The following is a 21628-nucleotide window of genomic DNA, read 5'->3' as shown; positions in this document are numbered from 1 at the left end:
GCTCCCTGTGGCGACTGTTCCATGAGGCTCCGCGAGCCTCACTTTCGGTTAGAGCAGAGCCGGCCTGCGCCGTCCAAAGACATCTGCCCAGATTCCGTCGGGCAAATTTCCCGACCTGCATAGCTTCGCATGCTTGCGATTGGCGGGGAACAGCGGTGCTGTTAGCATCGCATCTCTCGTTTGAGCATGACCAGCCGCGTCTCTCCGTTCCGGATCATGCTCTGGCCGTGGAGTGATCGCATGCGCCTCGTGCTTCAACTGGTCGCCCGCCTGCTCGTGATCGTCGCGCTATGCCTCGGCGCAGCCACCGTCTGGGCCACGATCGACGCCTATCGCAGCATCGATCGCGCCACGCAGGCGTCCGCCGAGCGGGTCTCGCAATCGCTCGAAGCGCTGTACTGGCGCGAATTGCTGCTGCGCAGCAACCGGATGCGCGAGCAATTGCTGCCGGCACCGGACTGGCGCACCATCGAAACCATGGGCCTGATCGCGCCGGGGATCTGCGTGCAGTTCGAACCGGCCGGCGCCTTCGAGAAGCCGCTCTGCGGCCAGAGCAAGGGGATCGGCAAGGCGCCGCCGCGCTGGTTCGCGGCCACCGTGCAGATGGTGCTCGGCGATCACGCCACCGTGGAGCGGCCGATCAGCGCCCGCGCCGCGACCGCGGGAACCGTCCGCGCCATCGCCGATCCGGACGCCGCGATCGCGCTCGCCTGGCAGCACATTCTCGACAATATCCATGTCGCGCTGTTGATGGCGCTCGCCATCGCGCTGCTCGCTTCGCTTGCGATCGCGCACACACTGGCGCCCGCCCACTCGATCGCGTCGGCGCTGCGGCGCATGGCCGACGGCGAGTACCGCACGCCGCTGCCGCGCGTCCGCTCGATGGAGCTCGCGATGATAGGGCGCGCCGTCAGCGATCTCGGCGACCGCCTCGCGCTTGCCGAGGAGGAACGCACGGTGCTGACCAGGCGGCTGCTCGAAATCCGCAACGACGAACGCCGCACGCTGGCGCGAGAGCTGCACGATGAGTTCGGCCAGAATCTCACCGCGATCCTCGCCTTCGCCAACACGATCGAGGCAAGCGCCGGCGACAAGTACGCCGCCGGCACCGAAATTGCGCAGGATGCACGGATGATCTCGCAGGCGACGCGCCGCATCATGGCGTGCCTGCGCGATACACTGAACCGGCTGCGCCATCCGCCGGCCGAAGAGCTCGGGCTGGAGGCAAGCCTGGTCGATCTCGTCGACAGCTGGCGGTCGCGTACGGCGCAGCCGATGATCCAGCTCGATCTGCACGGCGACCTTGCCGACATCAGCGGCACGGTCGCCGCCACCGCCTATCGCGTCGCGCAGGAATGCCTGACCAATGCGCTGCGCCACAGCTCGGCGCGCGAGATCGTGCTGCGGATCGAGCGGCGGACCGGAAGCGAGAACGCCCTGCTGGTCCGCGTCGAGGACGATGGCGGCGGCGATGCGGCCAAGGTGGCGCAATCCGCGGGCTTCGGCCTCACCGGCGTCAGTGAGCGCGTCACAGCCCTCGGCGGCTCGCTGTCGATCGCGCGCGCCAGCCGCGGCCTGTCGGTCGCCGCCACGATCCCGCTCGCCGCCTGAGATGACAACCGTGACTACCCGCGGCATCTCGATCCTGCTGGTGGACGATCATCCGGTCGTCCGCCAGGGCTACCGGCGCGTACTCGAGCATCAGGACGATTTCCGCGTGGTCGCCGAGGCCGACAACGCCGCCAATGCCTATCGCGCGTTCAAGTCGCACCAGCCCGATGTGGTGGTGATGGACATTTCGATGCCGGGTGCGAGCGGACTGGAGGCGATCCGCAACATCCGCGCGCGCGACGCCGACGCGCGCATCCTCGTCTTCAGCATGCACAGCGAGGCGGCCCAGGTGAAGGCGGCATTCGGCGCCGGTGCCAGTGGCTTCGTCACCAAGGGCAGCGAACCGGCCGAGCTGATCGCGGCGATCCGCTCGGTGGCGCGCGGCGAGCATGCGATGAGCGACGACGTCGCGCGCGTGCTGGCGCTGGAGAGCCTGGTGCCGACCCGATCGGCGCTCGACCAGCTCGGCGAGCGGGAGATCGAAATCCTCCGGCAGCTGGCGGCCGGCAGCACCAAGGAGCAGATCGCCGCCAACCTCAACCTCAGCACCAAGACCGTGCAGAACTATCACTACCTCATCAAGGCCAAGACCGGCATGCGGACCGACGCCCAGCTGGTCCGCCTCGCCGTCGAATGCGGGCTGGCGAATTTGTAGCCCCGTTCCCGTAGCCCGGGTGAGCGCAGCGACACCCGGGGCGGGTTGTGCATATCCCCGGATATCGCTTGCGCTCATCCGGGCTACTGACGCCATTCCCGCGTGACAACGCGGCGGGTTACGCTACGCTGACCCGCCCTACGCAATACAAGAAACGGACGCTCCCCATGCCCATCGTCAATCGCGTTGCCGCCCTCTCGGATGAAATGGCCGCCTGGCGCCATGACTTCCATGAGAATCCTGAACTGCTCTACGAAGTCCACCGCACCGCCGGCATCGTCGCCGACAGACTGCGCGAGTTCGGCTGCGACGAGGTGGTGACGGGGATCGGGCGCACCGGCGTGGTCGGCGTGATCCGCGGCCGCAAATCCACTTCGGGAAAGACCATCGGCCTGCGCGCCGACATGGACGCGCTGCCGATCGCGGAGGCCTCGGGCGTCGCCTATGCCTCGAAGATTCCCGGCAAGATGCACGCCTGCGGCCATGACGGCCACACCGCGATGCTGCTCGGCGCCGCCAAATATCTCACCGAGACGCGCAATTTCGACGGCACCGCGGTCGTGATCTTCCAGCCCGCCGAGGAAGGCGGCGCCGGCGGCAAGGCGATGGTCGACGACGGGCTGATGACCCGCTGGGGCATTCAGGAGGTCTATGGCCTGCACAACATGCCGGGGCTGCCCGAGGGGTACTTCGCGACGACGCCGGGCCCGATGCTCGCCTCGTCGGACACGTTGAAGATTGTCGTCCACGGCAAGGGCGGTCACGCCGGCGCCGCGCCGCACGAGGCGGTCGACAGCGTGCTGATCGGTGCCCAGATCATCAATGCGCTGCAGTCGATCGTATCGCGCAATGTCGACCCGCTGAAATCGGCGGTCATCTCGATCACCATGTTCGAGGCCGGCACCGCGTTCAACGTGATCCCGGAGACCGTGACGCTGGGCGGCACCGTGCGTACGCTCGATCCCGGTGTGCGCGACCTGGTCGAGCGCCGGATCGGAGAGGTCGCCTCCAGCATCGCCGAGGCCTATGGCGGCTCGGCCGAGACTGATTATGGACGCATGTATCCGGTGACGTTGAACCACGCGCGCGAGGCCGGCGTCGCCGCCGAGGTCGCCCGCGACGTGGTCGGCGCCGACCGCGTCAACGACAACCTGGTGCCGGTGATGGGTGCCGAGGATTTCGCGTTCATGCTGGAGGCGCGCCCCGGCGCGTTCGTCTTCCTCGGCATGGGCGACGGTCCGATGTGCCACCACCCCGCCTACAAGTTCAACGACAACATCCTCGGCCACGGCGCCTCCTACTGGGTGCGGCTGGTCGAGAAGCAGATGCCGGCGGGTTAGCGCCGCTCATGCAGCCACGGCCCGGTCGCTCGCTTCGCGACCGGGCTGTCGCCTTTCACAAGCGCGGCTGCTGTTGCGTGGTGCAGTGGATGCCGCCGCCACCGGCGGCGATGCCATCGATGTTGAGCTGGATGATTTCCCGGTCCGGGTACAGGTCGCGCAGCTTGTCGCGCGCGTTGCGGTCCGCCGCCGGGTCACCGAATTCCGGCGCGATCACCGCACCGTTGCAGACATAGAAATTGATGTAGCCGGCGGCGAAGTCCTTGCTGCTGTGCTTCGGACGCACCGTCGACGGGCCCTGCAACTCCACGACATCCAGGCGCCGGCCCTTCGCATCAAAAACGCCGCGCAACAAATCGAGGTGTCGTTTGGTCACCGCATGATCGAACGACGACGGGTCCGGTTCCAGGCCGGCTACGACAACGCCGGGGCTGGCAAATCGCGCGTAGAAGTCGGTATGTCCGTCGGTGATGTCCTTGCCGGCGATGCCGGGCAGCCAGATGATCCTGTCCAGTCCGAGCAGGCGAGACAATTCGTCTTCGCATTTTGCCTTGGAGACGTCGGGATTGCGATTTGGGTTGAGGACGCAGCTCTCGGTGATGATGGCCGTCCCCTCACCGTCGACCTCGATCCCGCCGCCTTCCAGCACCAGATCGGCCTTCACGAAGATTGCCTGCGCGGCTCCGGCCAGATGCTCTGCAACCCTGGCATCGCGTACATTTAGATGCTGCTTGCGTGTATACGGTTGCGGCTTGTTGCCCCAGCCGTTGAAATTGAAACCGACGGCGCCGAGCTGCCCGGCAGGATTGGTCACAAAGACCGGTCCCGTGTCGCGCAGCCACACGTCATCGAGCGGTTGAACGACGAGGCTGACCGAGGGACCGCACAGCCGCGCGGCGATGTCGTAGTCCTCCTCGCGCACGAGCATCTTCACCGGCTCATAGACCGCGATTGCCTTGGCAACGCTGGCGAGATTATTTCTGATGACGGGAAGGAGCTTCGTGCCCCAGAGCTCCACGTCGGCGCCAAAGGCCATCCAGGTGGCGGCATGCGGGGCGCCCTCGTCCGGCATGCGCCAGTTCGTTTGATGTCGTGCAGAATCGTTCATGAGCATTCGAACCGCGATGGCCGCCCCCGTTCGTCACAGGGTAACGCAGGTGCCCCCGCGCGGGCGACCATTTTGGAACGCACCGAGCCGGCCGCCCGTGCCTAGCGGGCGGGGTCGACCTCGCTTGTCCCCATCATCCGCGCGGCGACACGGTCGCGCTTGACGAAGTGGTGGAAGGCGACCGCGGCGAGGTGCAGCACGATCAGCGCCAGCAAGACATAGGCGAAGAAGATGTGGCGATCCTCAAAGGCATCCGCCGCCGCCTTGTCGGGCGAGGTGATCTGGGGAACGTGAAACAGGCCGAAGAAATCAGAATAATCCTGGGCGCGGGCGCCGGAATGCGCCCACCCCAGCATCGCCACCAGGATGGTGACGGCATAGAGCGCGCCGTGGCTGACGCGGGCGGCGATCCGCTGCCAGGCGGGCATGTCGGCCGGCAGCGCCGGCGTCGGGTTAAGGCCGCGCCAGATCAGCCGGAGCACGGTGAGCAGCAGCACCAGGTAGCCGATATCGGCGTGGATCGAGCGGTAGAAGAACTTGTCCGCCCGCGCCGGGACGTGGTTCATCCACCAGCCATAGGCCAGCATGCCGATGATGGCGAGGCCGAGCCCCCAGTGGAACGCGCGGGCGAGCGAGCCCCAGCTCGCGGCGGTATTGCGGATCATGTCGCGTGGCCCCCTTGCGGCCGCATTTTTGGATTTCACACGTCGCAGCAATAGTTTGCCGTGATACTTGCAGCTATCGGTCAAGGCCATGTGAAATTCCTGGCTTCACCGCCTTTTGTCGGCCGAAGCGGCCGGATAGCCAAAAACAACTGAATGGTAACCCTGCTTCGGATAGAGTTTTCGCGTGTCCACTCCCCCGACCATCCTTGTGTTCGATTCCGGCCTCGGCGGCCTCACCGTGCTGCGCGAGATCGTCCGCGCCCGGCCCGACGCGCATTACGTCTATGTCGCCGACGACGCCTTCTTCCCCTATGGCCACCACGGCGAGGACGAGATCATCGCCCGCGTGGTGCCGCTGGTCGGTGAGCTGATCGCGGCCCACGCGCCCGACCTCGTCGTGATCGCCTGCAACACGGCATCCACCCTGGTCATGTCGCATCTGCGCGACGCCTACCGCCTGCCCTTCGTCGGCACCGTGCCGGCGATCAAGCCGGCCTGTGCCTCGTCGAAAACGAAGCGCGTGTCGGTGCTCGGCACAAGGGGCACCGTGAAGCGCGAATATACCCGCAAGCTGATCTCCGACTTTGCGCAGGGCTGCGAGGTGACGCTGGTCGGCTCCGGCGAGCTCGCCTCGCTGGCGGAGGCCGCCCTCAGTGGCGAGAGGGTGCGCGACGAGGACATCGCGGCCGAGCTCGCGCCCTGCTTCGTCGGCGATGGCGCCCACGACCCCGCCCGCACCGACACCGTCGTGCTCGCCTGCACGCATTATCCGCTGCTGCTGGAACGCCTCAGGAGGCTCGCACCCTGGCCGGTCGACTGGATCGATCCGGCGCCGGCGATCGCACGCCGCGTCGCCGACCTGCTCGGCCCGGCCGGCCACGAGAGCGACCGGGCCGGCGCCGAGATGATCTTCACCTCGAAGCGCCCGCACGCGCTGACGGAAGCCTTGACGCCATTCTTCGGCGGCCGCGTCCCGGCCTGATCCTTTTCGCCGTCACAACGCGCTGCTAGCCTCTGCTCTCCTTCGAGGGAGGATCCGAATTTGACCGCAGCCCCGCTGACGCCGCTCAATCGCTTGCGCAAGGCTTGGTGCGACAAGCGCCCGACCTTCGGCGCGATCGCGACCATTCCGAGCATCCAGACCGTGCAGATCATGGCGCAGTCGCTGGACTGGATTATCGTCGATCTCGAGCACGGCCCGATCGATCTCGGCACCGCCCATGCGATGATCGTGGCGACCTCGGGCACGCCCTGCGTGCCGATGGTGCGGATCGCCGCCAACGAGCCGCATCTCGCCAAGGCACCGATGGACATCGGTGCGCTTGGCATCAATTTTCCGATGATCTGCAACGCAAGCGATGCGGTGAAGGCGGTGCGCAGCGTGCGCTATCCGCCGAAGGGCGACCGGCTCTGGGGACCGTTCCATGCGCCGTTCCGCTGGGGCGTCTCGATGAACGACTACATGGCGACCGCTGACGACGACATGATCTGCATGATCACGATCGAGCATGTCGATGCGGTGAACCGCATCGACGAGATCATGGCGACACCGGGCATTGACCTCGCGGTGATTGGCCCCGGCGATCTCGCCACTTCGATCAACAAGCGCGGTCTGCCCGACGATCCCGAAGTGGTCGCGCTGATGCAGCGCGCCGAAGAAGGCATCATGAAGAGCGGCGTGCCGATCGGCGGCGTCGCGCGCACCGCCGAGCAGGCCAATGCGATGATCGAGCGCGGTTACCTCGCGCTCGCGCTGGGCTTCGACTGGTCGCTGTTCCAGCGCGGCATTGCGGCTGCGTTCGCGGGGATCAAGCGGTAGGCGTCAACGCGGCCGCGCGGCGCTCCGCTCGTTCACAGCTGCCGGCGAGCAGGTTCCCATCGCGTCGAGAAGGAACCGCGGCGCAACTTCCGGCATCGCGCCTGCGACGGAGTGAACGGTGCGTGTCACCATTGCCGAGACAACTCGTTCGCCTGAGTAGCTCATGAATATGCGGCGCAAACCTGCGCTGTTGGATGAACGGACTAATCCCAACGTCGGAAGTGCACATCACACATCGCCCGCTTTCCGCCGCGATTCCGCGCTGCTAGAGTTTTTCGGGTTGGGAGGAAAATGCATGTTCAGGAAATTACTGCTTGGTCTCACCGTGATTGCCTTTGCCGGTGCCGGCGCTGCCTTTGCGCAGCAGAGCGGCATCAAGCGGACGCCGCTGCAGAAGGTCGATTTTCCGCCGGGCTACAACACGGTCACCGCGATCGCCGAGGTTCCGGCCGGGGGTGCGTCGGGGCGTCACACCCATCCCGGCGCTGAAACCGGCTATGTGCTCGAGGGCGAGCTCGAGCTTCTGATCGACGGCAAGCCGCCGTTGAAGCTGAAGGCGGGCGATTCCTACCAGATCCCGGAAGGCGCGGTGCACGACGCCAAGACTTCCGGCGACAAGCCGCTCAAGGTGCTCGGCGTCTACGTGGTCAAGGCCGGCGAGCCGTTGGCAAAACCAGCGCCGTGAGCAAAACCGCTTGGTCTTCGGCCAGCTGGTTCATCTGAGCTTCAGGTGCGGCGAGCAACCATTGAGCTCGCCGGGCCTTTGATTTTTGCCTGTTTGCAAGGGAACTGAACCGAGCGGATGCGCGGTAAATTTCGTCAGATTTCATTGCCGCGCCGCCTCGTCGCCGATCTGATGCATGCATCGGCCGGCGTGCCGCTGGTTTCCCTGAAGCGCACCCTGAACGTCCGTGCAATCGTCGAGGCCCGTGCACGTGTGGCGCAGGCACCCGGCTGGGCCGCCATCTTCGTCAAGGCATTCGCGCTGGTCGCCAGGACCGAGCCGACCCTGCGCACGCTGCACGTCAAATGGCCCTGGCCTTGCCTCTACGAGCTGCCGCGCAGCGTCGGCATGGTCGCGATTGCGCGCGTTGAGAAGGGCGAGGACTGCGTGCTGTTCGAGCGCGTCTGTGCCGCCGACGAGATGCCGCTCGCCGAGGTCGACGCGCTGATCCGCCGCGCCAAGACCGCGCCGCTGCACGAAATCCCCTCGTTCCGCAAAATACTCTGCGTGACGCGCCTGCCGCTGCCGCTGCGCCGCCTGGCGTGGGCGATCGGGATGAATTTTGGCCGGCAGCGCGCCAATTTCTGCGGCAGTTTTGGCGTGACCTCGGTCGCGGCCTATGGCCCCGGCGAGTTGCACGCGCTGAGCCCGGGGCCATTCCTGTTGAGCTATGGCGTGATCAGGCCGGACCACACTGTCGACGTGGTGCTGCGCTGGGACCATCTGGTCTGCGACGCCGCCCTGATCGCGCAGACCTTGACCCGCCTCGAGCAGGTACTGGGCGGCGATATCGCCGCGGAACTGGGCGCGGGCCGGCCGCAAGCCGATGCCCGGCTGGTCCGCGCGGCCGGAAGCCGCCTCTAGAGCCTTTTCCGTTCCGATTGAATCGGAACGGGGCTCTAGATTCTTGTTTTGACGCGTTTTCTTCACGCGAACCGGTATCCACTTCGCTCGAAAACCGCTTTAAGGGACGAAATTGGCCGATTTCGATACCGATTCGGCCCAAAATGCCCTGCGTTTTGTTTGACAGAACCGGACTTTCTCCTTAAGACCACCCTTGCTCGCGGGCCGGTTTCGGCCCGCGATGCGTTTCGCGACCCGTGGTCCTCCCCGAGCTTTCGAGGCGGACCTGTCGGTACAGACCTTTTGGCCGGTACACAGGAGGGCGCGTCTCCTCAAACCTGAAACTGACAAACGCCGGCCGCTGGGTAGCGACGGCTATGCAAAAGAGGACGCGATGACAAAGCGCAGTGAGGCGAAGTACAAGATCGATCGCCGTATGGGCCAGAATATCTGGGGCCGCCCGAAGAGCCCCGTGAACCGCCGCGAATACGGCCCCGGCCAGCACGGCCAGCGCCGCAAGGGCAAGCTCTCCGACTTCGGCGTGCAGCTGCGCGCCAAGCAGAAGCTCAAGGGCTACTACGCCAACATTTCCGAGCGCCAGTTCCACGGCATCTATGTCGAAGCCAGCCGCCTGAAAGGCGACACCGGCGAGAACCTGATCGGCCTCCTGGAGCGCCGTCTCGACACCGTGGTCTATCGCTCCAAGTTCGTCTCCACGATGTTCGCCGCGCGCCAGTTCATCAACCACGGCCACATCAAGGTGAACGGCCGCAAGGTCAACATCGGCAGCTACAAGCTGAAGGTCGGCGACCTCATCGAGGTCAAGGAATCCTCCAAGCAGCTGACCCCGGTGCTGGAAGCGGCCCAGCTCCCCGAGCGCGACGTGCCCGACTTCATCGAGGTCGATCACTCCAAGATGACCGCGAAGTTCGCGCGCACCCCCGGCCTCTCGGACGTGCCGTTCCCGGTGCAGATGGAGCCGCATCTGATCGTCGAATTCTATTCGCGCTGATCACAGCACGCATGCGAGATCCGAAAGGCCCCGGTTTTGCCGGGGCCTTTTTGTTTGGCTAAAGTCAGGGCATATCGACCGAGAGAAACATCATGCACTACACCCCTGCCCGGCCCGATCCGAAGGCCCCGCCCGTTCGCATCAACCTTCTGTCCGATACGCAGACCAGGCCGACGCCGGCGATGCGCGAGGCGATGGCGAAGGCGGAGGTCGGCGACGAGCAGGTCGGGGATGATCCGACCACCAATGAGCTCTGCGCCCGCGTCGCCGATCTGCTCGGCAAGGAAGCCGCCGTGTTCATGCCGTCGGGCACCATGTGCAACGTTGCGGCGACGCTGGCCTATTGCCGTCCCGGCGACGAGATTTTGGCGCATGCGACCGCGCATATCATTGCGCGCGAGGGCGGCGCCCATGCCGCGCTCGGCGGTTTCCAGATCACGCAGCTGCCGGGCGATGACGGCCAGTTCACGCCGGACACCTTCCAGGCCGCGCTGCATCCGCGCACCCGCTACCAGCCGCCGCAGGTGCTCGTCAGCGTCGAGCAGACCGCCAATATCGGCGGCGGCACGATCTGGAAGAAGCCGGCGCTCGACGAGGTCGTGCGCATCGCCAAGGCCCACGGCCTTGTCACCCACATGGACGGCGCGCGGCTGCTCAATGCGACCGTCGCGTCCGGCATCTCGCCGCGCGACATGACGGCGGGCTGGGATTCCGCCTGGATCGATTTCTCCAAGGGCCTCGGCGCGCCGATCGGCGGCGTGATCGCCGGCACCCGGGCGTTCATCGACGATGTCTGGCGCTGGAAGCAGCGGCTCGGCGGCTCGATGCGGCAGTCCGGCGTCTGCGCCGCGGCCTGCATCCATGCGCTCGATCACCATGTCGACCGCCTCGCCGACGACCACGCCAATGCGCGGGCGCTGGCGCGCGGCCTGTCTCAGATCGACGGCATCGCGGTGCAGGCGCCGGAGACCAACCTCGTGTTCTTCAAGCCCGACGGCGCCGGGGTATCCGGCGACAAGATGGTCGCCGAGCTGCGCAAGCGCGGCGTGACACTGGCGATGATGGACGGCCGGATCAGGGCCTGCACGCATCTCGATGTCACCGCAGCGATGATCGAGGAAGCGGTCGGGCACGTCAGGGACATCGTGCGCGCGGCGTAACTCCCGTAGCCCGGATGGAGCGCCACGAAATCCGGGCTGCCAAACTACGGCAGCCGCTTTCCGACGTGGTCAGTTCCTTCCTGGTGAAGGGTCACTTGCGTTGCCGCGTTCCGACCGTCCGTGTCGAATGACAGCACGGCATCGACGACTTTGAAAAAGAACTCGTGATCGCTGGTGGCGAAGATTTCGCGCCGCTCCTGCCCTGTCGCCTCGCTGAACAGGCGATTGCCGTCCCTCGTGACGTGGATCGAAAATTCCGGCGAGAACCGATAGGTCCCGACCAGACGGTCCAGCGTCTGCGGGCTCACTGCAATGAACTTCCCGACCTTGGCCTGGCGATCCGGCCAGCGGTACTCGGCCGCGATGCTGCGCAGGATCTCGTCGACGAGGATCCGACCGCCCCAGCCGTTGGTCATGACGACGGCGCCATCGCCGTTCTCGAAAATAACCATGGTGTCGATGAAGCCCTCGTTCACGCCGTTGTGCCAGAATTGCCGGTTGGGCGCCGAGCCGCGAACCAGCCAGCCCAGCCCGCGTCGTCCGATCCCAGGAGGTAGCCCGTCGGCACTGCCGAGAACCGGCGAGAGCATCTCGGCCGTCATCGATTGCGACAGAACGGGATTGCTCCGACCGGCTAACGAATCCAGCACGCCGAGCAAGAGATGGGCGAGATCGGTCGGCGTCGTCCATAATCCCGCGGCGGCCAGTTCGGGATAGACATGCGGGCCGCCAGGCACCGGCGCGCCGTCTGACCGGTACGGTGTGGCGGCCATCGTCAAACGATCAGCAGGCAATGGCTGCGCGAAGCTGGAATGCGTCATCCCGAAAGGCTTGAGGACGACATCGTCGAGCAGCGCAGGAAACGGCCGCCCCGTCACGTCGACGAGCAGTTGCTGAACGATCGTGTAGCCGCTGCCGGAATATTGATCCTGCTTGCCGGGTTCGTGCTCGACCCGGACAGGCGCGCTGTTCGCGGGCGGCGTGCCATCGAGAATCTGGCGAAGAGAGGGGACCGGCTGGCCGGCCCGATAGCCCGGGTAGTAGGGCACGTTCGTCCCGGCCGTATGGCTCAGCAACCGCCGAACTGTCACTCGGGATTGGGAATACGGATAGTCCGGAATCTTCCAGCTCTTGAGCGCAGCGTTGACGTCCGCATCGAGATCGAGCTTGCCGGCCTGGGCCAGCGCAAGAGCGGCGATGGCGGTCACCGGCTTGCTGATCGAGGCCGCCTGAAACAGCGTTTCCGGCACCACGGGAGCACCGCCGACGGCGGTTGAGCCAAAGCCGCGCGCCCATTCGATGGCGCCGCCATGAATCACCGCGATGCTGACACCGGGAACGTGCAGCTCGTTCATGCGATCGGCAAGCGTCATCGGCGCATCGCCGTCGACGACAATCGCCGTCCTCAGGCCGTTCAAGACATGGTCGGTCCGCTGCATGACGTCGGCATCACCGAGGCGGCGAGGTTCTTCGGCCAGAACCGGCCGGCACGCAGTCATGGCGGCAGATGTGACGGCCACCAGGATGAGCTTGCGGAGAGTGAATGTCAGCGCCTGCATGACCACCTCCACGCGCCACGTCTAGCGTCCCATTGCCTGGTAGATCAGCGTCTTCAGCTCCTGCTGGATCCGGCCCCGCTGCGACGGCGTCTGCACCATGAAGATCCCGAACAGATCGTCCGCGGAATCGATGAAGAAGAACGTGCCTCCGACACCGTCCCAGCGATACTCGCCCAATGGCCAGTCGGTGCTCGGCGGCACCGAGGTGCGGACCGCGAAACCGAGGCCGAAGCCGGAGTTCGGACCGGGATAGTAGTTCTGGTCACGCACGACGCCGGTCTCCGGACCGATATGGTCCCTCGCCATCAGCGCGATGGTCTCCGGCTTCAGATAGCGCCTGCCTTCATAGCTGCCGCCATTCAGCAGCATCTGCGAGAAGCGCGCATAGTCGCCGATGGTGCCGACCATGCCGCCGCCGCCGGATTCCCATCGCAGCGGCTTGCGCGGATTACGGACGTCGGCGACCGGACTGATGGTGCGATCCTTCGGCATCGGCTCGGCGATCAGCGGCCATTTCGCCCGGTCGGCGACATAGAACGCGGTCTCGTTCATCCCGAGCGGGCCGAGCAGCCGCTCCTTCTCGACCTGAAACAGCGATTTGCCTGTTATCACCTCGATGATGCGGCCGAGCACGTCGGTGGAGTGGCCGTAGTCCCATTGCGTGCCGGGTTGTTCGGCGAGCGGCAGCGCCGCAAGCCGCGCCACGAATTCGGCATTGTCGGGATCGTTGTCGAACAGGCCGGCATCGGCGTAGGTCTTGTTCACGACACCACCGCCGTAATAGCCGTAAGGCAGGCCGGCGGTGTGGCGCATCAGGTCTTCGATGGTGATGGGGCGCCTCAGCGGCTCCAGCGTCATCGCCATCTTGCCCTCATCGCCGCGCTTTTCTACCCCGACCTTCATATCGGCAAAGGCCGGGATATATTTCGACACCGGATCGCCGAGGGCGAGCTTGCCTTCCTCGACCAGCATCATCGCGATGACCGTGGTGATCGGCTTCGACATCGAATAGAGGCGGAAGATGGTATCCGCGCTCATCGAGTACTCGGTGGCGACGTCGCGAACCCCGAACTTCTCGTAGTAGACCGGCTTGCCATGCTGCTGCAGCAGCAGGATCGCGCCCGGGATCTTTCCGGTCGCGACCTCGTTCCGGACATAGTCGGAGACCTTGGCGAGGCCCTCCGCCGAGAAGCTGTGCGCGGCCGGTCCCGCGGAGCCGGCCTTCGCAACCGTTGCGACCAACGCGAACGCGAGTGACGCGACGAACGCGCGGCCCCCACGCATGCAAGCGCATGAGCCGATCCGCCTGAATCGGATCATGCCGTCATTCCCTTCTTTTCAACGCGTTGCTTCACGCGAACCGGTATCCACTTCGCTCGAAAACGCTCTAGTTTTCCATGGCTTCATAGACGAGCTGCTTCAGCGTCCGCTGGATGCGCTGACGCTCGGTCGGCGTCTGCTCCAGCAGGACGAAGAAGAAGTCCTGCTTGCGGTCGATGACATAATAGCAGCCGCTGGCGCCGTCCCATTTCAGCTCGCCGAGATCGCCGGGCGGCGGCGGCTTCGCAGTGCCGGGATCGGTGCGCACCGCGATGCCAAGCCCGAAGCCGAAGCCGTCGCCGGGGAAGTAGAAAAAGTCGCGCTCGACGCCGGAGCCCGGGCCGACACGGTCGGTCGTCAGCTCCTTGAACGTCTCCGGCTTCAGAATGGTCTTGCCGTCGAGGGTGCCGCCGTTAAGCAGCATCTGCGCGAAGCGCGAATAATCCGCCATGGTCGAGACCATGCCGCCGCTGGCGGACTCCCATTTCTTGACCTTGGTCGGATCGTTGACCCGGCCGACCCGGAAGTCGCTGTCGTTCGGCATCGGTTCGGCCATCAGCTTCTGCTTCTCGGGATCGGTGACGAAGAAGCCGGTGTCCTTCATGCCGAGCGGGTCGAGCAGCCTTTCGCGCTCGATCGTCGAGAGCTTCTCGCCGGTGGTCAGCTCCATCACGCGCGCCAGAATGTCGGTGGAATGGCCGTATTGCCAGAGCGCGCCGGGCTGGTTGTGCAGCGGCAGCTTGGCGATCCGCTCGGCGAATTCGGCGAGATCGAAATCTCCGCCGTAGATATTGGCTTCCTTGTAGGCCTTGCGGACCAGGCTGTCGCCATAGAAGCCGTAAGTGATACCCGACGTATGCGTCATCAGATCGAGGATCGTGAGCGGCCGCTTTGGCGGCACCAGCTCCAGCGTCTTGGTGCCGTCCTCGGCCTTCTTCTCGACGCCGACCTTCACGTTGGCGAAGGACGGGATGTATTTCGAGACGGGATCGTCGAGCTTGTATTTCCCTTCCTGCAGCAACTGCATCGACACCACGGCGGTGATCGACTTGGACATCGAGGCCAGGCGGAAGATGGTCTTGTCCGTGATCGGCACCTTGCTGACCACGTCCTGCACGCCGAAGGCCTCGTGATACACCGGCTTGCCGTGCTGCTGGATCAGCACGATGGCGCCGGGAATCTTCCCGGTCGCGACCTCGTTCTTGAAGAACTCGCTGATCTTGGCGAGCTTGGCGGGGTTGAAATGCGCACCCGCCGGAATCTCGTAGGTGCCCTCGGTGTGCGGGTACGCCGGCGCCGCCAGCACCACCGCGGCGGCGGCCACGGCCGCGCACGTCAAACGAAATGAATGCATTTGAACTATCCCTCCCCGGAAATCACGGGGAAGTGTAGCGGCGGTATCATCGGGCACAAGGGCTGCCAAAGGCCTCCAGGACCTCCTGATGAAGCTGGCCGCTTTGGGGCGAGAAGCAGCAGAAGATCACCTGCGTGAGGTCGGGTGCGGCGGCCAGGGCATCGACGACGGCCTTGACCGCAATGCCGGCGGCGCGGTCCGGCGGGAAGTGATAGACGCCGGTCGAGATGGCGGGAAATGCAATGGAGCCAAGCTGATTGGCGTGGCACAGCTCAATGCCGCGGCGATAGCAGGATGCGAGCAGCGCATCCTCGTTTTGGGTGCCGCCGTGCCAGATCGGGCCGACGGCGTGGATCACGTGCTTGGCCGGGAGCCGATAGCCTTTGGTGATCTTGGCGTCGCCGGTCTTGCAGCCGTGCAGGGTGCGGCACTCGGCGAGCAACTCGGGGCCCGCGGCACGATGGATCGCGCCGTCGACGCCGCCGCCACCGAGCAGCGATGAATTGGCCGCGTTGACGATGGCGTCAACGCGCAGGGTCGTGATGTCGGTAACGATGACTTCGAGCCGCGCCTTGCCGATCTGGCGCGCCGTCAAGGTCAGGCAGCCACGTCGACCGGGATGCCCTTGTCGGCAAACAGCTGCTGCAATTCGCCGGCCTGGAACATCTCGCGGATGATGTCGCAACCGCCGACGAACTCGCCCTTCACATAGAGCTGCGGAATCGTCGGCCAGTTCGAATAGACCTTGATGCCGTTGCGCAGTTCGGCGGACTCGAGAACGTTGAGGCCTTTGTAGCCGACGCCGATGTGGTCGAGGATCTGCACGACCTGACCGGAAAACCCGCACTGCGGGAATTGCGGCGTGCCCTTCATGAACAGCACGACGTCGTTCGACTTCACTTCGTTGTCGATGAATTGCTCGATGCTCATTTTCGCTTCCTTCGGGGGCGGCGCTCTCAGGCCTTGACGGGCCGGCCCGCCCTTCTAACCCGTGACTGACTATATATGTAGCTCAAACCATTGTGCATCCAAAGCAAAATGGCGGAAATCTGGCATGTGCCGGGCGCTGCGGGCGCCCGAAAGGGGCCGGGATTATCTGACGGCCCCAATATCATCGCGGGGGGAGGCTTTTTTCCCGTAACGGAGCCCCTATCTAGGACGAACTGTCCGTCGGGAACCAGTTTGCCGAAGCAACGTTCTCTCCCTTGAATCGGAGACCCCTGTGACGAAACCAGCCTCTGCCGCGGCCGCCCTTCCCGCCGCCTCCCCGTCACTGTCCTCCGAATCCGGGCCGCTCGCCCAGCGGCTCGTGGAGGCCTATCGCGCCGTCCGCGACGAGACCGAGCGCCGGGCCGCACCGCTGTCGCCCGAAGACCAGCTGATCCAGTCGATGCCGGATGCGAGCCCCGCCAAATGGCACCGCGCCCATACCACCTGGTTCTTCGAGCAGTTTCTGCTCGGCGAGCACGTCAAGGGCTACACGCCATTCCATCCGGACTACGCTTATCTGTTCAATTCCTATTACGTCAGCGCCGGTCCGCGGCACGCCCGTCACCAGCGCGGCCATTTGACCCGCCCGACCGCCGACGAAGTCACCGCCTACCGCCGCCATGTCGACGCCGAGGTGGTGAAATTCTTCCAGACTGCCGGAGCCGACAAGCTCGAGGCGCTGGTGCCGCTGGTCGAGGTCGGCCTCAATCACGAGCAGCAGCATCAGGAGCTGATGTACACCGACATCCTGCATGCCTTCGCGCAGAACCCGATCCCGCCGGCCTACGATCCGGCGTGGCGCTTCCCGGCGGCGCATCACGGGCCTGAGGAATGGGTGCCGCTCAACGAAGGCATCCACACCGTCGGCCACGCCGACGACAGCTTCCATTTCGACAATGAGAAGCCCGCGCATCGCGCTCTGGTCGGCCCGGTCAAGCTCGCGAAGAATCTCGTCACCAATGCCGACTGGCTCGCCTTCATGAAGGACGGCGGCTATTCCACCGCCACGCTGTGGCTGATGGATGGCTTTGGCACCGTGAGCAACGAGGGCTGGCAGGCACCCGGCCATTGGCGCGAGATCGACGGCGAATGGAGGATCATGACGCTGGGCGGCCTGCAGCCGATCGATCCGTCAGCGCCGGTTTGCCACGTCAGCTATTACGAGGCCGACGCCTTCGCCCGATGGGCCGGCAAGCACCTGCCGACCGAGATGGAATGGGAGGTCGCCGCGCGCGCCGGCCTGCTCAACGATGCCCACGGCATCGTCTGGCAATGGACCCGCAGCGCCTATTCGCCCTATCCGGGCTACCGCGCGATCGAAGGCGCGCTCGGTGAGTACAACGGCAAGTTCATGGTCAACCAGCTCGTGCTGCGCGGCTCGTCGCTGGCGACGCCCGCGGGTCACAGCCGTGTCACCTACCGCAACTTCTTCTATCCGCACCATCGCTGGCAATTCACGGGGTTACGCCTCGCCGACTATGCCTGATCAAGCACTGTCGACATCAATGGCGCGCCGGTAAGCGCGTTCGGGAGAGTATCATGAATGTGCATGCCGCCGCTTTGGCCAAAGCGTATCCGTTCGACGAAGCGACTTCGGCGTTCGCCGGCGACGTGATCGGCAATCTCGCCCGTCACCCGAAGCGGCTGTCGCCGAAATATTTCTACGACGCCACCGGCTCGGAGCTGTTCGAGCAGATCACGGTGCTGCCGGAATATTATCCGACGCGCACCGAGCTTGGCATCCTGCGCGACCGCGGCGACGAGATCGCCGCGATCATCCCTGACGGCGCGGCGCTGGTCGAGTTCGGCGCCGGCGCCACCACCAAGGTGCGCCTGCTGCTCGAGCATTGCGAATTCGCGGCCTATGTGCCGGTCGATATCTCGGGCGATTTCCTCAAAGCCCAGGCCGACGGGTTGCGGAAGGATTTCCCCGGTCTCGGCATCTACCCGGTCGCGGCCGATTTCACCACGCCGTTCACGCTGCCCGAGGCCGTCGCCGCGATGCCGAAGGTCGGCTTCTTCCCCGGCTCGACGCTCGGCAATTTCGAACCGAGCGAGGCCTTGGCCTTCCTGCGCAGCGCACGCCAGATCCTCGGCCACGGCGCGCAGATGATCATCGGCGTCGACCTCGAGAAGGACGAGCGCGTGCTGTACGACGCCTATAACGACGCGGCCGGCGTCACCGCGCGGTTCAACCTCAATGTGCTGGTTCGCATCAACCGCGAGCTCGGCGGCAATTTCGACCTGTCGGGCTTCACGCACCGCTCGATTTACAACCGCGACCGCCATCGCATCGAGATGCACCTGATCAGCCGCAGGGCGCAGACCGTGCGCATCCTCGGCAAGACATTTGCGTTCCGTCCGGGCGAGAGCATTCATACCGAGAACAGCTACAAATACTCGCTCGAGCGTTTCACCGCGCTCGCCCGCAGCGGGGGCTGGACGGTGCGCGAGAGCTGGACCGACGCCAACACGATGTTCTCGGTGCACGCGCTGGTCGCGGACTAGAGCTTTTCCCGTTCCGATGGAATCGGAACGGGGCTCTAGATTCTCGTTTTGACGCGTTTTCTTCACGCGAACCGGTATCCACTTCGCTCGAAAACGCTCTAGCACCCAAACCTTGGGGACGGGGCAAATCATGGGTAGGCGTCCGCTGCAGATCGCGACGGCGTTGCTCGCCCTGGTCCCGATCCTGACCGGCATCATCACCATGCTCGGCGTCAGCGATCCGCTCTACGCCTCCTCGGGCGTTCCGGCGCTGCCGGTGCTCGACAGCAATCTGCGCTTCTTCGGCGGGGTCTGGCTCGGTCTCGGGCTCGCACTGCTCTGGCTGGTGCCGCGCATCGAGAGCGAGGGCGTGCTGTTTCGGGTGGTCTGGGGCGGCATCTTCCTCGGCGGCATCGGCAGGCTGCTGTCGATGGTGATGGTCGGCATGCCGCCGCTGCCCTTCGTGGGTTTCACCGCGCTCGAAGTGATCGGCGCACCGCTGTTCGTCTATTGGCAGCACCGCGTGGCTACGGCCGGCCGCAAGTAGCGGCGGCCGCTATTCCTCTTCCCCCGTCGACCGCAGCGAGATCGACTCCCACGCCGCGACCACGATCATGATCGCGGTGGTGACGATCGAGAGCACCAGCGGCGACATCTCGCGCGCGAAATAGGCCGTGATCGCCAGCGCGACGATGCCGACGCCGTGCGACAGCTGCAGGAAGTTGCGGATCACATATTTGAACAGGATGGTCCCGACCAGGAAAAGCATGGGCCCGCCGACCGAGCTGACGATCGTGTTCAGGTCGGAATGGCCGGACGGGTGCTTCAGCACCAGTTCGTCGGCGACCGCGGTGAGGATGATGCCGCCGACGATCGGCATGTGCAGATAGGTATAGGCGATCCGCGCCACGCGGCCGGATTCCTCGGACTTGGAGATCATGTCCGAGCCGGCCTCGGCTCCCTTGTGGAAATAGATCCACCACATCGCGATGCTGCCGACCAGCGCCGAGATGAACGCCGCCATGTTCTCCGGCGTCCAGGTCAGCTCGGCAAAGGTCGCGCCGTCGACCACGATGGCCTCGCCGAGCGCAATGATGATGAAGCCGGCGCAGCGTTCGGCCATGTGGCCGCCCTCGACCGACCAGGCCTCGATCGAGGAAAAGCCGAGCCCAGGGGTCCAGAACCGCGCGGCCGGCGCGACATATTCGATGGTCAGCGCCGCGATCCAGAGCCACATCCGCGTCTCGTGCTCGGCGAAGCCGCCGAGAATCCACAGCACGGCCGAGCAGGAGAGCCAGGTCAGGATGCGGATGGCGTTGTGGCGCACCGCCGTCCGGCGCCGCGGCGTCGCCAGCAGCCAGAACGCGGTGCGGCCGACCTGCATTGCCGCATAGGTCCCGGCGAACCACAGCCCGCGGCCCTCGAAGGCGGTCGGGATAGAGGTCGACAGCAACAGCCCGCCCAGCATCAGCACGAACAGCAGCAGGCGGACCGGCGTCAGCTCGGGATTGAGCCAGTTGGTGACCCAGGTGGTGTAGACCCACACCCACCATACCGCGAGGAACAGCAGCGTGACCTGCACCGCGCCAAGCGGGGTGAAGTGGTGCAGCAGCGTATGCGACAGTTGCGTGACTGCGAAGACGAAGACGAGGTCGAAGAACAGCTCGGCATTGGTGACGCGGCTGTGCTGGTTCGGCACGATGACGCGAAACATCGCGCCGCGCGGATTGTCCACCATCGCTCGAGGCCCCCGCCCGCTGGCCGCCGGGGCCCTAGCCTTCCGGCACGCCGGTTTGCAGGGCCAGCGCGTGCAGCACGCCGCCCATCTGGCCCCTCAGCGACTGGTAGACGATCTGGTGCTGCTGGACGCGGGACTTGCCGCGGAAGGACTCGGAAATAACAGTGGCCGCGTAGTGGTCGCCGTCGCCGGCCAGATCGCGGATCGTCACCTCGGCATCGGGGATCGCTGCCTTGATCATCGATTCGATATCACGGGCGTCCATCGGCATCCCAGTCCACCTCCGTCAGGTCGTTCGAATCAGGCCGGCTCGGCCGGATAAGCCTTAGGATAAAACCTAGCGCTTGGGGTCTTCTAGGTCATCCCGGGCACACTATATTCCCATTCCCAGCGATTTAAACCTGCATCAATCGGTCACAAGCCATCACGCCGAAATGACCAGAAGAGGCGCAGAATCATGAAGCTCCCCGGCCCCGACCATCCGATCACCATCACGCCCAATGCCAAGCGCGTCCGCGTCACCGCCGACGGCGTCGTGATCGCCGAGACCACCCATGCGCTGACCTTGAAGGAAGCGAGCTATCCGGCCGTGCAATACGTCCCCCGGCAGGACGCCAACATGGAGCTGTTGACCCGCACGGAGCGGACCACGCATTGCCCGTACAAGGGGGACGCGAGCTACTTCAGCATCAAGGCCAACGGCAAGACGCTGGACAACGCGATCTGGACCTATGAGGAGCCCTTCCCGGCCATGACCGAGATCGCCGGCCACCTCGCCTTCTATCCGGACAAGGTGAAGATCGAGGAGGTCGCCTAGGGGAATCGTCGGCTGCCGCAAGCGCCGGGCCCCGCCCGGTCTTTCGTCGCGCGCTGACCCGGCCTGCAAAACGGCAATGCCCGGGCGAGGCCCGGGCATGACGTCGGCAGCGCTCGGCCCCGCTATACCCTGAATATCGTGAGCCCGAGGATCAGGAGCACCAGGAAGATCACGACGAATACATAGAACAGAAAGCGCGCGATGTCGGCGGAGGCGGCGGAAATGCCGGTGAAGCCGAGCAAGCCCGCGATGATCGACACGACAAGGAAGATCAGCGCCCATTTCAGAATTGTCATTGTTCACTCCGGATAACCGCGCGCGTCCGCCAGTTCGGACGAGAACGCCCGCATCCGACCGCGGTTCCAAAAACGAAACAGATTCGCCGAGATGACCGACCTCGATACTCCCCGATCCGGCCGATTGGGC

Annotated in this window: 23 protein-coding genes; 13 read left to right on the top strand and 10 right to left on the bottom strand. The window is 65.2% G+C overall.

Annotated features, from left to right (window positions below):
* The first annotated feature begins 240 nt into the window (after positions 1 to 240).
* The 3 genes from AC1VNY_RS03515 to AC1VNY_RS03505 all read left to right on the top strand — a co-directional run bounded on the left by AC1VNY_RS03515 (position 241) and on the right by AC1VNY_RS03505 (position 3606).
* Entirely contained in the window at positions 241 to 1611 is a 1371-nt protein-coding gene (locus AC1VNY_RS03515; protein WP_482404109.1) for a histidine kinase, read from the top strand.
* A 1-nt stretch (position 1612) separates the two neighbouring features.
* Positions 1613 to 2266 (top strand): response regulator, encoded by a 654-nt coding sequence (locus tag AC1VNY_RS03510; RefSeq protein ID WP_028339906.1) that lies wholly within the window; start codon positions 1613 to 1615, stop codon positions 2264 to 2266.
* A gap of 167 nt (positions 2267 to 2433) precedes the next feature.
* Positions 2434 to 3606, top strand: a complete 1173-nt coding sequence (locus AC1VNY_RS03505; RefSeq protein WP_482404108.1) for a M20 aminoacylase family protein — start codon at positions 2434 to 2436, stop codon at positions 3604 to 3606.
* Positions 3607 to 3661: 55 nt separating this feature from the next.
* Here the strand turns inward: AC1VNY_RS03505 and AC1VNY_RS03500 are convergent, their stop codons facing one another.
* Both AC1VNY_RS03500 and AC1VNY_RS03495 read right to left on the bottom strand, forming a co-directional pair.
* A complete protein-coding gene (locus tag AC1VNY_RS03500) occupies positions 3662 to 4714 on the bottom strand; it encodes an agmatine deiminase family protein (RefSeq protein ID WP_482404107.1) in 1053 nt (350 codons plus the stop codon).
* A gap of 101 nt (positions 4715 to 4815) precedes the next feature.
* The gene (locus AC1VNY_RS03495; protein ID WP_482404106.1) at positions 4816 to 5379 is read right to left on the bottom strand and encodes a cytochrome b; all 564 of its coding nucleotides are present in this window, start codon (positions 5377 to 5379) and stop codon (positions 4816 to 4818) included.
* 184 nt (positions 5380 to 5563) lie between these two features.
* Here AC1VNY_RS03495 and murI point away from each other — a divergent pair, with 184 nt between their 5' ends.
* From murI to AC1VNY_RS03465, 6 genes are all read left to right on the top strand, one after another.
* Positions 5564 to 6361: a glutamate racemase gene (gene murI / locus AC1VNY_RS03490; RefSeq protein ID WP_482404105.1), complete on the top strand. Its 798-nt coding sequence runs from the start codon at positions 5564 to 5566 to the stop codon at positions 6359 to 6361.
* Between the two features lie 60 nt (positions 6362 to 6421).
* Positions 6422 to 7198: an HpcH/HpaI aldolase family protein gene (locus AC1VNY_RS03485; RefSeq protein WP_482404104.1), complete on the top strand. Its 777-nt coding sequence runs from the start codon at positions 6422 to 6424 to the stop codon at positions 7196 to 7198.
* Between the two features lie 295 nt (positions 7199 to 7493).
* Positions 7494 to 7883 carry a cupin domain-containing protein gene (locus AC1VNY_RS03480; protein ID WP_482404103.1) on the top strand — a complete coding sequence of 130 codons (390 nt, stop codon included), beginning with the start codon at positions 7494 to 7496 and terminating at the stop codon, positions 7881 to 7883.
* A gap of 117 nt (positions 7884 to 8000) precedes the next feature.
* Complete coding sequence (locus tag AC1VNY_RS03475) at positions 8001 to 8786, top strand: acyltransferase (RefSeq protein ID WP_482404102.1); 786 nt, start codon at positions 8001 to 8003, stop codon at positions 8784 to 8786.
* 373 nt (positions 8787 to 9159) lie between these two features.
* A complete protein-coding gene (gene rpsD / locus AC1VNY_RS03470; RefSeq protein ID WP_016843156.1) occupies positions 9160 to 9777 on the top strand; it encodes a 30S ribosomal protein S4 in 618 nt (205 codons plus the stop codon).
* Positions 9778 to 9869: 92 nt separating this feature from the next.
* Positions 9870 to 10937, top strand: coding sequence for a threonine aldolase family protein (locus AC1VNY_RS03465; protein WP_482404101.1), 1068 nt, complete (start codon positions 9870 to 9872; stop codon positions 10935 to 10937).
* Between the two features lie 44 nt (positions 10938 to 10981).
* On the opposite strand, the gene AC1VNY_RS03460 is transcribed toward AC1VNY_RS03465, so the two are convergent.
* The 5 genes from AC1VNY_RS03460 to grxD all read right to left on the bottom strand — a co-directional run bounded on the left by AC1VNY_RS03460 (position 10982) and on the right by grxD (position 16100).
* Positions 10982 to 12496 carry a serine hydrolase gene (locus AC1VNY_RS03460; RefSeq protein WP_482404100.1) on the bottom strand — a complete coding sequence of 505 codons (1515 nt, stop codon included), beginning with the start codon at positions 12494 to 12496 and terminating at the stop codon, positions 10982 to 10984.
* A gap of 21 nt (positions 12497 to 12517) precedes the next feature.
* A complete protein-coding gene (locus tag AC1VNY_RS03455) occupies positions 12518 to 13780 on the bottom strand; it encodes a serine hydrolase domain-containing protein (RefSeq protein WP_482404146.1) in 1263 nt (420 codons plus the stop codon).
* 103 nt (positions 13781 to 13883) lie between these two features.
* Positions 13884 to 15170, bottom strand: a complete 1287-nt coding sequence (locus AC1VNY_RS03450; RefSeq protein ID WP_482404099.1) for a serine hydrolase domain-containing protein — start codon at positions 15168 to 15170, stop codon at positions 13884 to 13886.
* Positions 15171 to 15216: 46 nt separating this feature from the next.
* On the bottom strand, positions 15217 to 15771 hold the full coding sequence (locus AC1VNY_RS03445; RefSeq protein WP_482404145.1) for an O-acetyl-ADP-ribose deacetylase: 555 nt from the start codon (positions 15769 to 15771) through the stop codon (positions 15217 to 15219).
* Entirely contained in the window at positions 15768 to 16100 is a 333-nt protein-coding gene (gene grxD, locus AC1VNY_RS03440; RefSeq protein WP_016843475.1) for a Grx4 family monothiol glutaredoxin, read from the bottom strand. Before grxD ends, AC1VNY_RS03445 begins: the two co-directional genes overlap by 4 nt.
* A gap of 292 nt (positions 16101 to 16392) precedes the next feature.
* Here grxD and egtB point away from each other — a divergent pair, with 292 nt between their 5' ends.
* The 3 genes from egtB to AC1VNY_RS03425 all read left to right on the top strand — a co-directional run bounded on the left by egtB (position 16393) and on the right by AC1VNY_RS03425 (position 19194).
* A complete protein-coding gene (gene egtB, locus AC1VNY_RS03435) occupies positions 16393 to 17646 on the top strand; it encodes an ergothioneine biosynthesis protein EgtB (protein ID WP_482404098.1) in 1254 nt (417 codons plus the stop codon).
* Positions 17647 to 17699: 53 nt separating this feature from the next.
* A complete protein-coding gene (gene egtD, locus AC1VNY_RS03430; protein ID WP_482404097.1) occupies positions 17700 to 18668 on the top strand; it encodes an L-histidine N(alpha)-methyltransferase in 969 nt (322 codons plus the stop codon).
* 130 nt (positions 18669 to 18798) lie between these two features.
* Positions 18799 to 19194, top strand: coding sequence for a DUF4345 domain-containing protein (locus tag AC1VNY_RS03425; protein WP_482404096.1), 396 nt, complete (start codon positions 18799 to 18801; stop codon positions 19192 to 19194).
* A gap of 9 nt (positions 19195 to 19203) precedes the next feature.
* On the opposite strand, the gene AC1VNY_RS03420 is transcribed toward AC1VNY_RS03425, so the two are convergent.
* Together AC1VNY_RS03420 and AC1VNY_RS03415 are read right to left on the bottom strand one after the other, a co-directional pair.
* Positions 19204 to 20385 (bottom strand): low temperature requirement protein A, encoded by a 1182-nt coding sequence (locus tag AC1VNY_RS03420; protein WP_482404095.1) that lies wholly within the window; start codon positions 20383 to 20385, stop codon positions 19204 to 19206.
* A 34-nt stretch (positions 20386 to 20419) separates the two neighbouring features.
* Positions 20420 to 20656 (bottom strand): BolA family protein, encoded by a 237-nt coding sequence (locus AC1VNY_RS03415; protein ID WP_024518049.1) that lies wholly within the window; start codon positions 20654 to 20656, stop codon positions 20420 to 20422.
* A gap of 186 nt (positions 20657 to 20842) precedes the next feature.
* Here AC1VNY_RS03415 and AC1VNY_RS03410 point away from each other — a divergent pair, with 186 nt between their 5' ends.
* Positions 20843 to 21202 (top strand): DUF427 domain-containing protein, encoded by a 360-nt coding sequence (locus tag AC1VNY_RS03410; RefSeq protein ID WP_016843469.1) that lies wholly within the window; start codon positions 20843 to 20845, stop codon positions 21200 to 21202.
* A gap of 122 nt (positions 21203 to 21324) precedes the next feature.
* Here the strand turns inward: AC1VNY_RS03410 and AC1VNY_RS03405 are convergent, their stop codons facing one another.
* Positions 21325 to 21498, bottom strand: coding sequence for a DUF1328 domain-containing protein (locus AC1VNY_RS03405; RefSeq protein ID WP_024582607.1), 174 nt, complete (start codon positions 21496 to 21498; stop codon positions 21325 to 21327).
* Between the last annotated feature and the right edge of the window lie 130 nt (positions 21499 to 21628).

This window comes from Bradyrhizobium ferriligni, assembly GCF_056837965.1.
Note: the sequence above shows the minus strand (reverse complement) of the source record. Positions and strands in the feature narration are given on the sequence as shown.